Below are 14,313 nucleotides of genomic sequence, written 5' to 3'. Positions count from 1 at the left end.
TGCGTGCCCGCGACTCCCACCAACGTGCCCGAGCCGAGTCGTACCGACCCGGCGCTGATCCGCAATTTCTGCATCATCGCGCACATCGACCACGGCAAGTCGACCCTTGCCGACCGGATGCTCCAGCTGACCGGAGTGGTCGACCAGCGGCAGATGCGTGCTCAGTATCTCGACCGTATGGACATCGAGCGCGAGCGCGGCATCACGATCAAGTCCCAGGCGGTTCGGCTGCCCTGGGCGCCCACCGAGGGCGACTCCCAGGGCAAGACCCACATCCTGAACATGATCGACACCCCTGGCCACGTGGACTTCACGTACGAGGTGTCCCGCTCGCTGGCCGCCTGCGAGGGCACCGTCCTTCTGGTGGACGCCGCCCAGGGCATCGAGGCGCAGACTCTCGCCAATCTCTATCTGGCGATGGAGAACGACCTCGCGATCGTTCCGGTGCTCAACAAGATCGACCTGCCGGCGGCGCAGCCGGAGAAGTTCGCCGAGGAGCTGGCGAACCTGGTCGGCTGTGACCCCGACGACGTGCTGCGGGTCTCGGCCAAGACCGGTCTCGGCGTCGAGGCACTGCTGGACCGGGTGGTCCGTGAGGTGCCCGCCCCGGTCGGTGTCGCCGACGCCCCCGCGCGCGCGATGATCTTCGACTCGGTCTACGACTCCTACCGCGGTGTCGTGACCTATGTACGAGTCATCGACGGCCAGCTCAACAAGCGCGAGCGCATCCGCATGATGTCCACGGGCGCCACGCACGAGCTGCTGGAGATCGGCACCAACTCGCCGGAGATGCTGCCGGCCGACGGTCTCGGCGTCGGCGAGGTCGGTTACCTGATCACCGGTGTGAAGGACGTCCGCCAGTCCAAGGTCGGTGACACCATCACCACCCTGCACAAGGGCGCCACCGAGGCCCTCGGCGGGTACAAGGACCCGAAGCCGATGGTCTTCTCCGGTCTGTATCCGCTGGACGGCTCGGACTACCCCGAGCTGCGGGAGGCGCTGGACAAGCTCCAGCTCAACGACGCCGCCCTGGTCTACGAGCCTGAGACGTCCGCTGCCCTCGGCTTCGGTTTCCGTGTCGGCTTCCTCGGTTTGCTGCACCTGGACGTGATCCGCGAGCGGCTGGAGCGGGAGTTCGGTCTCGACCTGATCGCCACCGCGCCCAACGTGGTCTACCGCGTGGTCATGGAAGACGGCACCGAGCACACCGTCACCAACCCGAGCGAGTTCCCCGAGGGCAAGATCGCCGAAGTGCACGAGCCGGTGGTGCGGGCCACGATCCTGGCCCCCAGCGAGTTCATCGGTTCGATCATGGAGCTGTGCCAGACCCGCCGCGGCACGCTGCTGGGCATGGACTACCTCTCCGAGGACCGGGTCGAGATCCGCTACACCCTGCCGCTGGCCGAGATCGTCTTCGACTTCTTCGACCAGCTGAAGTCCAAGACGCGCGGCTACGCCTCCCTCGACTACGAGCCCACCGGTGAGCAGTCGTCCAGCCTGGTCAAGGTCGACATCCTGCTGCACGGCGACAAGGTGGACGCGTTCTCGGCCATCACGCACAAGGACGCGGCGTACGCGTACGGCGTGCGGCTCGTCGCCAAGCTCCGGGAGCTCATCCCGCGGCAGGCCTTCGAGGTGCCCATCCAGGCGGCCATCGGCTCCCGGGTCATCGCCCGCGAGACCATCCGCGCCATCCGCAAGGACGTCCTCGCCAAGTGCTACGGCGGTGACATCTCCCGTAAGCGGAAGCTGCTGGAGAAGCAGAAGGAAGGCAAGAAGCGGATGAAGATGGTCGGCAGCGTGGAGGTCCCGCAGGAGGCCTTCATCGCCGTGCTGTCCAGTGACGACGGCGCCAAGAGCAAGAAGTAGACCCGACGGCTCCCGTGCACAGGACCCGCTGGGTTCCGCGCACGGAAGCCCCACGCGCAGGACCGTGAGTCCCGCGCACTGGACCCAGCAGTTCGGGGCGGAGGCGCCCGGCCGGACCACGGCCGGGCGCCTGTGTCGTCTCCGGGCCGGCCCGGGCTGCGGCGTAGCCCCCGCGCGGCGACGGCACGCAGAACGAATAAGGTAATAGCTGCCCGTTACACCGATCATCGGATCGGCGCCGCCGTCCGCCGTTCGGTTCGTTATCAAGCGGCAGCCCGCTGCCTCTTACGCGCCGGCAGTGTGCCCTTTACTCTGATCACGGCTCGATGGTTACTCGCCAGTTAGAAACCAGCCAGTCGTGCAGTGCTGCCGCAGGCCCGGAGGACGTCGTGAGCGACACACAGACCCTGATCGAGAACCGACCGCCCTCGGTGGCGAACCTGTTCACCGAGCGAGTGGAGGCCACGCCGGACGCCGAGGCCTACCGCTACCCGGTGCCTTCCGCCACCGGTGAGGGGCCCGACGACTGGAAGTCGCTGAGCTGGGGCGAGGCCGCCGGCAGGGTGTACGCCATCGCCGCCGGTCTGATCGACCTCGGTGTACAGCCCGAGGACAGGGTCGCGCTCGCGTCCTCGACGCGGGTCGAATGGATCCTGTCCGACCTCGGCGTGATGTGCGCGGGCGGTGCGACCACCACCGTCTATCCGTCCACGAACGCCGAGGAGTCGGCGTACATCCTCTCCGACTCCGACAGCAGGGTGCTCATCGCGGAAGACGCATCCCAGCTCGCAAAGGCGCGTGAGCGGCGGGCCGAGCTGCCCGACCTCAAGCATGTCGTCGTCTTCGACAGCACGGGCGTCGAGCCGGACGCCGCGGACCCCGAGGGCTGGGTGCTCTCGCTCGCGGACCTCGAGGCGCGCGGCGCGCGGTACCTGGAGGAGCACCCGCAGGCGGTCAAGGAGCGGGTCGGGGCGATCACCGCCGACCAGCTGGCGACGCTCATCTACACCTCCGGCACCACGGGACGGCCCAAGGGCGTCCGCCTGCCGCACGACAACTGGTCGTACATGGCGAAGGCCATCGCGTCGACCGGGCTCGTCGGCCAGGAGGACGTGCAGTACCTCTGGCTGCCGCTCGCGCACGTCTTCGGCAAGGTGCTGACCTCCGGCCAGATCGAGGTCGGCCACGTCACCGCCGTGGACGGCCGCGTCGACAAGATCATCGAGAACCTGCCGGTCGTGCAGCCCACCTACATGGCCGCCGTCCCGCGCATCTTCGAGAAGGTCTACAACGGCGTGGCGTCCAAGGCCCGGGCCGGCGGCGGCGCGAAGTACAAGATCTTCCAGTGGGCCGCGGGCGTCTCCCGCGAGTACGCCAAGACCTCGCAGGACAACTTCCGCCGTACCGGCTCCGCCTCCGTGCCCTTCGCTCTGGGCGCCAAGCACAAGGTCGCCGACGCGCTCGTCTACTCCAAGCTGCGGGAGGCCTTCGGCGGGAAGCTGCGCGCCGCCGTCTCCGGTTCGGCCGCCCTCGCCCCCGACATCGGCTACTTCTTCTCCGGTGCCGGCATCCACATCCTCGAGGGCTACGGACTCACCGAGTCGAGCGCCGCGTCCTTCGTCAACCCCGGCGAGGCCTACCGCACCGGCACGGTCGGCAAGCCGCTGCCCGGCACCGAGGTGCGGATCGCCGACGACGGCGAGATCCTGCTCCGCGGCCCCGGCATCATGGAGGGCTACCACCGTCTGCCCGAGAAGACCGAGGAAGTCCTGGAGTCCGACGGCTGGTTCCACACCGGTGACATCGGAGAGCTGTCCGCCGACGGCTATCTGCGGATCACGGACCGCAAGAAGGACCTGATCAAGACGTCCGGCGGCAAGTACATCGCGCCGGCCGAGGTGGAGGGCCAGTTCAAGGCCGTCTGCCCGTTCGTCTCCAACATCCTGGTCCACGGCGCGGACCGTAACTTCTGCACCGCTCTGATCGCGCTCGACGAGCCGACGATCCTCGGCTGGGCCGAGGAGAACGGCCTCGGTGGCAAGTCGTACGCCGAGGTCGTGGCCACCCCGGAGGCCCAGCAGCTGATCGACGGCTATGTGCAGCGCCTCAACGAGGGGCTCCAGCGCTGGCAGACGATCAAGAAGTTCCGGCTGCTCCCGCGCGACCTGGACATCGAGCACGGTGAGCTCACGCCCAGCCTCAAGCTCAAGAGGCCGGTCGTCGAGCGGGAGTACCAGCACCTGATCGACGAGATGTACGACGGGTCGCGCGAGAAGTAGCCACCCCCGGCGCGGGAAGCAGCCCCGCGCCACAGGGCGTCCTCGGCGCGCACGCACGCGGTGGACACTCCGCGGCGCGAGGAACGGCACCCGCGCGGCAGACGCCGTCGCGGGCGGGGCCTACCGGCTCCGCCCGCGACGCAGTTCCCTGACGCCCTCCTCGATACGCGTCAGCTGGACCCGCAGCTCCGGGACATCGGTCGGTCCGCTCCGGCCGAGTTCCGACTCGATGGCGCTCAGCCGGGCGGCGATGGTGTCCAGCTGCTCCTGCTCGCCGGCCAGCATCCGCTCCAACTGGCGGGTCTTGCGGTGCAGTTCGAGGAACACGCTCACCTTCGCCCGCAGCACCCACGGGTCGAAGGGCTTCGTCATGAAGTCCGCGGCTCCCGTGGCGTATCCGCGGAACGCATAGCTGCTGTCGGCCTCCACCCCGGTCAGAAAGATGATCGGGACGTCCTTCGTCTGGTCCAGCCGCTTGATGTTCGAGGCGGTCTCGAAGCCGTCCATACCCGGCATCCGGACATCGAGCAGGATCACCGCGAACCGCTGCCGCAGCAGCGCCTTCATCGCCTCCTCCCCGGAACGGGCCCTCACCATCGGCTCGTTCAGGGCTCCGAGGACGGCCTCGAGAGCGACAAGGTTGTCGTCCATGTCGTCCACGAGCAGGATGCTCGCGCGATCGGCGGGTGCCTGTGCGGTCATGGTGTCTGCCTCACGTGGTGGTCGGCGAAGTGGCCGGCTCTCCTTCGCCGTCCTGCTGCGCCGGTACAGCGGAATCCCCGTCCGACGGCCCCGCGGGCACCGGCGGCTCCGCGGGCAGCGGCGGCGGCCCGGCCGAAGCATGCGGCTCGCTCTCGGGGTCCAGGAGGGCGCAGACGACCGTCAGCAGCCGGTCGACGTCCACGGGTTTCGGTACGTACTCGTTGGCGCCCTGCGCGATGGATTTCTCACGGTCCCCGGGCATCGCCTTCGCGGTCAGCGCCACGATCGGCAGATCGGTCCACAGGGGGCGGCGCCGGATCGCCTCGATCGTCTCGTAGCCGTCCATCTCGGGCATCATGATGTCCATCAGGACCAGCTCGACATCGGGATTGCGCTCCAGAGTCTCGATGCCCTCGCGGCCGTTCTCCGCGTACAGCACGGGCATGCCGACCCGGCCCAGCACATGGGTGAGGGCGAAGACGTTGCGGATGTCGTCGTCGACGATCAGCACCCGGCGGCCCGCGAGGATCGCGCCCGTGCTGCCCGACTTCCACGCCTCCAGCTCGGTCGTCGTCGGCCAGCCGTCGTCCAGCTCCGGACGCGGCAGATGGTCGGTGTGCTGGTGCTGGTGCTGGTGCTGGTGCTCGGGCGCGGACAGCGGCAGCGTCCGCAGGTCCTGGACCGTGTGGCCGGGCCCCAGGTCGTCGTTCTCCGCGGCGACGTGCCCCGGGTAGAGCACGGGCGCGTACAGCGTGAAGGTGGAGCCCGCGCCCGGCTCGCTCTCGGCGATGATGCGCCCGCCGAGGAGTCCCGCGATCTCGCGGCTGATGGACAGACCGAGGCCCGTGCCGCCGTACTTGCGGTTGGTGGTGCCGTCGGCCTGCTGGAACGCCTCGAAGATCACCGGCAGTTTCTCCGGCGCGATCCCGATGCCGGTGTCCGTGACGGCGAAGGCGATCAGGTCCTCCGCGCCCTTGACCAGGGTGCGGTCCGGGTCCTTGACGCGGTTGACGCGCAGCTCGACGCGGCCGGAGGAGGTGAACTTGATGGCGTTGGACAGCAGGTTGCGCAGGATCTGCTGGAGCCGCTGCTCGTCGGAGTACATCTCGCGCGGCACGTCCTCGCCGACCGCGACCTCGAAGGCCAGCCCGCGGTCCAGCGTGATCGGCCGGAAGGTCGCGTGCACATAGTCCAGCAGCTTGATCAATGGAAGCTTCTTCGGCCGTACGTCCATACGACCGGCCTCGATCTTGGACAGGTCGAGGATGTCGTTGATCAGCTGGAGCAGGTCGGAGCCCGAGCGGTGGATCGTCGTCGCGAACTGCACCTCCTGGTCGGAGAGACGGCCGTCCGGGTTGTCGGACAGCAGCCGAGCGAGGATGAGCAGGGAGTTCAGCGGGGTGCGCAGTTCGTGCGACATGTTCGCCAGGAACTCCGACTTGTACTGCGACGAGGTGGCCAGCAGGGCGGCCTTCTCCTCCAGCTCCGCGTTGGAGCGCTGCAGTTCGGCCTGCTGCCGCTGGAGTTCGTCCGAGCGCTCCTGGAGCTGGACGGCGAGGCGCTGGGACTCGCCGAGGAGCGACTCGGTACGGGAGTTGGCGATGATGGTGTTGATCGCGACCCCGATGGTGTTCACGAACTGGTCGAAGAAGGCCAGGTGGACGTCCGAGAAGCGGGAGAACGACGCGAGCTCGATCACCCCCAGCAGCTTGTCCTCGAAGAGGATCGGGATGATGACGACACTGGCCGGGGACGCCTCGCCCAGCCCAGAGTTGATCTTGATGTAATCCGGCGGCGCCTCCTCCAGCAGGATCCGCTTCTTCTCCAGGGCCGCCTGTCGCACCAGGCCGTGACCCGGCATGCCCGTGGTGTCGATGGTGGCCGACTGGGCGGAGCCGTAGCCGGCGATGAAGGCCAGTCCCTTGGTGGTCGACGTCGTACGGGCCGGGGTGCCGTCGGCGTCCGGGTCGGCCAGGAAGAAGGCGCCGTACTGGGCGTTCACCAGCGGTGTCAGCTCGCGCAGGATCAGGTCGGCGACCTCCATCAGGTCGCGGTGCCCCTGCATCAGACCGGCCAGACGGGCGAGGTTCGACTCCAGCCAGTCCTTGGCCCGGGTGGTCTCCCGGAGGTTGGACACCATCAGGTTGATGTTGTCCTTGAGTTCGGAGACCTCGCCGCGGGTCTCCACGGTGATGGAGCGCGACATGTCGCCCTGGGCCACCGCGGACGCCACCTCGGCGATGGCGCGGACCTGGGTCGTGAGATTGAGCGCCAGCTCGTTCACGTTGGTCGTCAGGCGCTTCCAGGTGCCGTACACGCCCTCGACCCGCGCCTGACCGCCCAACTGGCCCTCGGAGCCCACCTCGCGGGCCACCCGCGTCACCTCGGAGGAGAACGACGAGAGCGTGTCGACCATCGTGTTGATGGTGGTCTTCAGCTCCAGGATCTCGCCGCGGGCGTCCACGTCGATCTTCTTCGACAGGTCGCCCTGCGCCACGGCCGTCGCCACCTGGGCGATGTTCCGCACCTGCGACGTCAGGTTGTCCGCCATGTAGTTGACGTTGTCGGTGAGGTCCTTCCACAGACCCGTGACGCCGAGCACCTGGGCCCGGCCGCCGAGTCTGCCGTCCGTGCCGACCTCGCGGGCCACCCGCGTGACCTCGTCGGCGAACGCACGCAGCTGGTCCACCATCGTGTTGACGGTGTCCTTGAGTTCGAGGATCTCGCCGCGGGCGTCCACGGTGATCTTCTTGGACAGGTCGCCGTTGGCGACGGCGGTGGTGACCTGGGCGATGTTGCGGACCTGGCTGGTGAGGTTGGACGCCATGAAGTTGACGTTGTCCGTGAGGTCCTTCCAGACGCCGGAGACGCCGCGGACCTGAGCCTGACCTCCGAGGTTGCCCTCGGTGCCGACCTCGCGGGCCACGCGGGTGACCTCGTCGGCGAAGGCGGAGAGCTGGTCGACCATGGTGTTGATGGTCGACTTGAGTTCGAGGATCTCGCCCTTCGCCTCGACGGTGATCTTCTTGCCCAGATCACCCTGCGCCACGGCCGTGGAGACCAGCGCGATGTTCCGCACCTGGCTGGTCAGGTTGTCGGCCATGAAGTTGACGTTCTCGGTGAGGTCCTTCCAGACGCCGGAGACGCCGCGGACCTGGGCGCGCCCGCCGAGGTTGCCCTCGGTGCCGACCTCGCGGGCCACGCGGGTGACCTCGTCGGCGAAGGCGGAGAGCTGGTCGACCATGGTGTTGATGGTCGACTTGAGTTCGAGGATCTCGCCCTGGGCGTCGACGGTGATCTTCTGGGAGAGATCGCCGTTGGCGACGGCGGTGGTGACCTGGGCGATGTTGCGGACCTGGCTGGTGAGGTTGGACGCCATGAAGTTGACGTTGTCCGTGAGGTCCTTCCAGACCCCGGACACGCCGCGGACCTGGGCACGCCCGCCCAACCGGCCCTCGGTGCCGACCTCGCGGGCCACGCGGGTCACCTCGTCCGCGAAGGCCGAGAGCTGGTCGACCATCGTGTTCACGGTGAGCTTCAGTTCCAGCAGCTCGCCGGTCGCCTCGACGGTCACCGTACGGGTCAGGTCGCCGCGCGCCACGGCCGTGGTCACCGCGGCGATGTCCCGCACCTGGGCGGTGAGCCGGGAGGCCATCGCGTTGACGGCCTCCGTGACGTCCCGCCAACTCCCGGACAGCCCCTGGACCTTGGCACGGCCACCGAGCCTGCCCTCGGTGCCGACCTCGCGCGCGACCCGCGTGACCTCGCCGGTGAACAGCGACAGCTGGTCGACCATCGTGTTGACCGCGCGGCCCAGCCGGCGCAGATCGCCCCGCAACTGGCGGTTCCCGTCGTGCAGATCGACCCGCTGGGTCAGATCGCCGCCGGCCACCGCGTCCAGGACACGCGTGGCGTTCGCGGCCGGCACGACCAGGGCGTCCAGCAGGGAGTTCGTCCAGGTCACCGCCGAGGTCCAGGCGCCCTGGCCGGGGCTCGCAGCCAGCCGGTCGTCGAGCCGCCCGTGGCGGACGACCTCCTTGCGCACGCGCGTCAGTTCGTCGGCGAAGTGCTGATTGCGCGCGGCGATCTGGTTGAACACGGCCGCCAGCTCCGCCGGCATGCCTTCGTGCGTCTCGGCCACCCGGACGCGGAAGTCGCCGTCGCGCAACGACGTCATCGCGGCCAGCAGCGGGCGCAGTTCCGACGCCCGGATCCAGCCGCCGCCGTCCGGCGTCCCGGCGGGCGGCGGGGAGGCCGCAGAGGCGGGCGGTGGCACGAGGTCTCTGTTCATATCCGCCCACTTCGGTGACTCGGCGCTTATGGGCGCGCTCAGTCTGTCACTCTGTCGGTGTCAGAAGCGGCGCATTGTGAGAACCGACCGGGAGCCGGACTGTGGGGTCCATTCCGATGCAGCGCGAAACCGTCCACCGCTCAACTCCGTTCCTCCCGTTCCGGGATGACGGTCGGTCGGTCATGCGCACGAGTCTGCCGGGGAACCCCCATGCCCCCTCGGCCGCCCGCAGATTCGTCCGGGCGGCCCTCGCCGACTGGACCACCCTCGGTCTCCTGTCCACCTGCGCCTACTGCCGGGGTACGGCGGGCGGCTGCCCGCCCGGCGGGCACAGCACCGACCGGCTCGCGGACGACGCCGTCGTGATCGTCAGTGAACTCGTCACCAACGCCGTCGTGCACGCCGGCACCGCCGTCGAACTCCTGTGCCGCCTCGACCCGTCGGCCGACGGAGAGGCCGCAGCCCTGGTGATCGAGGTCTCCGACCACCACCCGGCCAGAGCCGTCAGCAACGAGCCCCACGCCGGTACGGACCGCTCGGGCACCCCCGAGTACGGACGCGGTCTGCACCTCGTCGCCGCGCTCGCCGAACGCTGGGGCATCACGTATCTCTCCGCCCTGAAGACCGTCTGGGCGCGGCTGCCCGTCGACGGCTGGGACACCTTCGCGCTGACCGGCGCCGAACCGGCCATCGACCGCGGTCTGCGGGCCGCCGAGATCCTGGCGCCATCGCCGCGCGTGTCCGTCGGCCGTGACGACCGCACGGACCAGAGCCTGGCCGGACGCGGCGCGCTCTCCTTCCTCGCCGAGGCCTCCGATCTGCTGGCCGGGCAGCTCGACGAGGACATGGTGGCCGCGCTCGCCGCCCAGCTGCTGGTGCCGCGGCTGGCCGACTGGTGCGCGATCTGGCTGGACGGCGAGTCCGGCCGGCCCGGTGTCGGCGGTGAGGGGCCCTCGGGCCCCGTGCAGCGGCTCGCCCGCGTCTGGCACGCCGACGAGTCACGGATCGAGCAGCTGCGCGCAGCGCTCGTCGAGGAGCCGCCCATGCTGCCGGAGGGCACGATCGGCGGGCCGGTGCCGATCCCGTGGCCCAGCGGGCGCGAGCCGGGCGCGGCCGGGGGCGCCGCACTCGCCTACCGTCTCGTCGCGGGCGGACGCGGCCTGGGCACCCTCCTCCTCGCCCGGCAGGGCCTCGCGCGCGTCCCCGACGACGTGACGGCACTCACCGAGGACTTCGCCCGCCGCGTGGCCCTCGCGATCGGAGCGGCCCGCCAGTACACCCGGCAGGCCACCATCAGCAAGGTCCTCCAGCGCGGCCTCCAGCCCCGCAAGGTGGGCCAGATCCCCGGCGTGGACCGCTTCCTCGTCTACGAGCCCGGCGACGACGGCGTCGCCGGGGGCGACTTCTACGACATCTTCCCGGCCGGCAGCGGCGACCGCTGGTCCTTCATGCTCGGCGACGTCCAGGGCAGCGGCCCCGAGGCGGCCGTCGTCACCGGACTCGCCCGCCCCTGGCTGCGGCTGCTCGCCCGCGAGGGCTACCAGGTCGGCGAGGTGCTCGACCGGCTGAACGGGCTCCTCCTCGACGACGCCATGGAAGCGGCGGAGGCGACCGCGCTGCTCGTCGCCGCGGCCGGCGGCCAGACGGTGCCGGAAGGGCCCCAGGCCCGCTTCCTGTCCCTGCTGTACGGCGAGCTCGTGCCGCTGCCCTCCGGCAGGGGCGTGCGGTGCACGCTGGCGAGCGCGGGGCATCCGCTGCCGCTGGTGCTGCGGCCCGACGGGCGGGTGCACACGGTCGCCGAGCCGCAGGTCCTGCTCGGGGTCGTGGAGGACGTCGCGTACCAGAGCCAGACCTTCGATCTGGAGCCCGGTGACACGCTGCTCTGTGTCACGGACGGGGTGACCGAGCGGCGCTCGGGGGCGCGGATGTTCGACGACGGTGACGGGCTGGCCACGGCTCTCGCCGGATGCGTGGGACTTACGGCACAGGGGGCGGGGGAGCGGATCAGACAGGCGGTGCACGACTTCTCGGACACACCACTGGACGACGATCTCGCGCTGCTGGTGCTCCAGGTGCAGTGACGCGTACCGCTGCGGCGCGGTGACCTGCCGGGGACGGCACGGCTCCTGCCCGCCGGAGCCCCGGGCCCCCCTGCCCTCCCCGGAGCCCCGGGCCCCCTGCCCCCTGCCCCCTGCCCTCACCGGATCCCTGGCCCTCGCTTGCTCCCGGGACCTTCGGAGCCCCGGCCGGCGCGCGGTCCGGGCTTTCGCGCCGGTGACGGACAATGGGGGGCATGCCTTCCGTACTGCCCGACGGTGAGCCCATGCCCGAGGACGGGGCGCTCCCGGCGTCCGCCCTCGACGGCGCCGGTGACCGGCCGCTCGCCTTCTATCTGCATGTGCCGTACTGCGCGTCGCGCTGCGGCTACTGCGACTTCAACACCTACACCGCCACCGAGCTGCGCGGCTCGGGCGGTGTGCTGGCCTCCCGCGACAACTACGCCGCCACCCTCGCCGACGAGGTGCGCCTCGCCCGCAAGGTGCTCGGCGACGATCCGCGGCCGGTCAGCACGGTGTTCGTCGGCGGCGGTACGCCGACGCTGCTGGACGCCGGCGACCTGGTGTCCATGCTGGGCGCGGTACGGGAGGAGTTCGGGCTCGCGGACGACGCGGAGATCACCACCGAGGCGAACCCCGAGTCCGTCGGTCCGGAGTATCTGGAGAAGCTGCGGGCCGGGGGATTCAACCGGATCTCGTTCGGCATGCAGAGCGCCCGGCAGCACGTCCTGAAGGTGCTGGACCGCACGCACACGCCCGGACGCCCCGAGGCCTGCGTCGTGGAGGCCCGTGCCGCGGGCTTCGACCATGTGAACCTCGACCTGATCTACGGCACCCCCGGCGAGAGCGACGACGACTGGCGCGCGTCGCTCGCGGCCGCCGTGGGCGCGGGACCGGACCATGTCTCGGCGTACGCGCTGATCGTGGAGGAGGGCACCCAGCTGGCCCGGCGGATCAGGCGGGGCGAGGTGCCCATGACCGACGACGACGTGCACGCGGACCGCTATCTGATCGCGGACTCCGTGCTGTCCGAGGCGGGCTTCTCCTGGTACGAGGTCTCCAACTGGGCCACCTCCGACGCCGGGCGCTGTCTGCACAACGAGCTGTACTGGCGCGGCGCCGACTGGTGGGGCGCGGGCCCGGGAGCGCACAGCCACGTGGGCGGGGTGCGCTGGTGGAACGTGAAGCACCCGGGCGCGTACGCGGCGGCGCTGGCCGAGGGGCGTTCGCCCGGAGCGGGCCGCGAGGTCCTGTCGGCGGAGGACCGGCGCGTCGAGCGGATCCTGCTGGAGCTGCGGCTGAAGGACGGCGTACCGCTGTCGCTGCTCAAGCCGGCGGGACTGGCGGCCTCGGGCAGGGCCCTGGCGGACGGGCTGCTGGAGCCCGCGGCCTACGAGGCGGGCTCGGCCGTGCTGACGCTGCGGGGAAGGCTGCTCGCGGACGGGGTCGTGCGGGACCTGGTGGACTGACCCGCCCCGCCGGCCTCTCACGCGGCTGCGTCCTTCACGCGGCTGCGTCCCTCACGCGGCCACGCCCCTCACTCCGGCGGCAGGGTCACGAAGTCGATCAGCTCCTCGACCCGGCCGAGCAGCTCCGGCTGGAGATCGCGGTAGGACCGCACCCGGGACAGGATGTGCTGCCAGGCGGCGCCGGTGTTCGGCGGCCAGCTCAGCGCGCGGCACACGCCCGTCTTCCAGTCCTGGCCCCGGGGGACGACGGGCCACGCCGCGATCCCCACCGACGACGGCTTCACCGCCTCCCAGATGTCGATGTACGGATGGCCCACCACCAGCACGTGCGGGTCCGTGACGGAGGCGGCGATACGGGACTCCTTGGACCCCGGGACCAGATGGTCGACCAGGACACCGAGGCACGCGTCCGGGCCGGGCGCGAAGTCGGCGACGATGGCGGGGAGGTCGTCGACACCCTCCAGGTACTCCACCACCACCCCCTCGATGCGCAGGTCGTCGCCCCAGACCCGCTCCACGAGTTCGGCGTCGTGGCGGCCCTCGACGTAGATGCGGCCCGCCCGCGCCACCCTGGCCCGCGCGCCGGGCACGGCGACGGAGCCCGAGGCCGTGCGGGCGGGCGCGGCAGGTGCGCCCGCGCCGGGGCGGACCAGCGTCACCACCCGGCCCTCCAGCAGAAAGCCCCGCGCGGCCAGCGGGAAGACCCGGTGCTTGCCGAAGCGGTCCTCCAGGGTCACCGTCCCCGCCTCGCAGCCGATCACCGCGCCGCAGAAACCGGTGGTGACCTCCTCCACGACCAGATCCCGGTCGGCGGGGACCTCCGGCACGGCGGAGGGCTTCTTCCAAGGGGGCGTCAGATCGGGGCTGTAGCTGCGCATTCGGCGACGCTACGACACCCCGAAGCGCTCCGCCAGCAGGTCACGCTGTAGGCGGACGAACGCCGCGTCCACCACCGCGCCGTGCCCGGGGACGTACAGCGCGTCCTCGCCGCCCAGCGCGAGCAGCCGGTCCAGGGCCGCCGGCCAGCGCGAGGGCATCGCGTCCGGACCCGCCTGCGGCTCCCCGGACTCCTCCACCAGATCGCCACAGAACACGACCTCCCGGTTGCCCGGCACGAGGACCGCCAGATCGTGGCCCGTGTGCCCGGGGCCCACATTGGCCAGCAGCACCTGGCGTCCGCCCAGGTCCAGCGTCCGTTCACCGGTGACGAGATGCTGCGGCGTGACCAGCAGATCGGTCGCCTCGGCGGCATCGTCCGGCGCCACGCCGTGCCGTACGGCGTCGGCCCGGAGTTCGTCGCGGTCCCGGCGCAGAACGACGTCGACGGCGACCGCGCCGAAGACCTCCACGGCGGAGAAGGCGGCCGTCCCCAGAACATGGTCGAAGTGGGGATGACTCAGTGCGACATGCGTCACTCGGCGGCCGCCCAGCAGCGCCTCCGCCTGTGTGCGCAGCTCCACGCCCTCACGCAGCGTGGACCCCGTGTCGAACAGCAGGACGCCCTCGTCACCGGCGACCAGCCCCACGGTGGCGTCCCAGACGGGCATCCTGCGCCGTCCGACCCGGTCGGCCAGCGGCTCCCAGCCGAAGTCTTCCCAACGGACGTTCATAACGCGACGCTACTGGCAACGGCCGGCAAAGGCGCG

The 14,313-nt window shown here is 70.6% G+C and carries 8 protein-coding genes; 4 read left to right on the top strand and 4 right to left on the bottom strand.

The annotated features are described in order from the left end of the window. Positions 1–3 precede the first annotated feature (3 nt). Entirely contained in the window at positions 4–1,869 is a 1,866-nt protein-coding gene (lepA, locus tag ABTX78_RS11995; protein WP_352206676.1) for a translation elongation factor 4, read from the top strand. A 389-nt stretch (positions 1,870–2,258) separates the two neighbouring features. After that, positions 2,259–4,148, top strand: a complete 1,890-nt coding sequence (locus tag ABTX78_RS11990; RefSeq protein ID WP_352206675.1) for an AMP-dependent synthetase/ligase — start codon at positions 2,259–2,261, stop codon at positions 4,146–4,148. Positions 4,149–4,268: 120 nt separating this feature from the next. Here ABTX78_RS11990 and ABTX78_RS11985 read toward each other — a convergent pair whose 3' ends face one another. After that, complete coding sequence (locus ABTX78_RS11985) at positions 4,269–4,850, bottom strand: response regulator (protein ID WP_352206674.1); 582 nt, start codon at positions 4,848–4,850, stop codon at positions 4,269–4,271. Between the two features lie 10 nt (positions 4,851–4,860). Beyond that, entirely contained in the window at positions 4,861–9,027 is a 4,167-nt protein-coding gene (locus tag ABTX78_RS11980) for a HAMP domain-containing hybrid sensor histidine kinase/response regulator (RefSeq protein WP_352206846.1), read from the bottom strand. A gap of 230 nt (positions 9,028–9,257) precedes the next feature. On the opposite strand from ABTX78_RS11980, the gene ABTX78_RS11975 reads away from it, so the two are divergent. Both ABTX78_RS11975 and hemW read left to right on the top strand, forming a co-directional pair. Beyond that, complete coding sequence (locus tag ABTX78_RS11975; RefSeq protein ID WP_352206673.1) at positions 9,258–11,222, top strand: SpoIIE family protein phosphatase; 1,965 nt, start codon at positions 9,258–9,260, stop codon at positions 11,220–11,222. 203 nt (positions 11,223–11,425) lie between these two features. Then, positions 11,426–12,667 (top strand): radical SAM family heme chaperone HemW, encoded by a 1,242-nt coding sequence (hemW, locus tag ABTX78_RS11970; protein ID WP_352206672.1) that lies wholly within the window; start codon positions 11,426–11,428, stop codon positions 12,665–12,667. Positions 12,668–12,735: 68 nt separating this feature from the next. On the opposite strand, the gene ABTX78_RS11965 is transcribed toward hemW, so the two are convergent. Both ABTX78_RS11965 and ABTX78_RS11960 read right to left on the bottom strand, forming a co-directional pair. Beyond that, positions 12,736–13,545, bottom strand: a complete 810-nt coding sequence (locus tag ABTX78_RS11965; RefSeq protein ID WP_352206671.1) for a DUF3097 domain-containing protein — start codon at positions 13,543–13,545, stop codon at positions 12,736–12,738. 9 nt (positions 13,546–13,554) lie between these two features. Continuing rightward, positions 13,555–14,277: an MBL fold metallo-hydrolase gene (locus ABTX78_RS11960; protein ID WP_352206670.1), complete on the bottom strand. Its 723-nt coding sequence runs from the start codon at positions 14,275–14,277 to the stop codon at positions 13,555–13,557. Positions 14,278–14,313 lie beyond the last annotated feature (36 nt).

The organism is Streptomyces sp. NPDC096193 (genome assembly GCF_040302905.1).
Lineage (GTDB): Bacteria > Actinomycetota > Actinomycetes > Streptomycetales > Streptomycetaceae > Streptomyces.
The sequence above is the reverse complement of the archived record's forward strand: the minus strand, read 5'-3'. Positions and strand labels throughout refer to the sequence as shown.

What these genes read in the sequence shown, in the direction of transcription:
- ABTX78_RS11960 (WP_352206670.1), bottom strand. Translation starts at nt 14,277, where the DNA reads ATGAACGTCCGTTGGGAAGACTTCGGCTGGGAGCCGCTGGCCGACCGG.
- ABTX78_RS11985 (WP_352206674.1), bottom strand. Translation starts at nt 4,850, where the DNA reads ATGACCGCACAGGCACCCGCCGATCGCGCGAGCATCCTGCTCGTGGAC.
- hemW (WP_352206672.1), top strand. Translation starts at nt 11,426, where the DNA reads ATGGGGGGCATGCCTTCCGTACTGCCCGACGGTGAGCCCATGCCCGAG.
- ABTX78_RS11975 (WP_352206673.1), top strand. Translation starts at nt 9,258, where the DNA reads ATGCAGCGCGAAACCGTCCACCGCTCAACTCCGTTCCTCCCGTTCCGG.
- ABTX78_RS11980 (WP_352206846.1), bottom strand. Translation starts at nt 9,027, where the DNA reads ATGACGTCGTTGCGCGACGGCGACTTCCGCGTCCGGGTGGCCGAGACG.
- ABTX78_RS11965 (WP_352206671.1), bottom strand. Translation starts at nt 13,545, where the DNA reads ATGCGCAGCTACAGCCCCGATCTGACGCCCCCTTGGAAGAAGCCCTCC.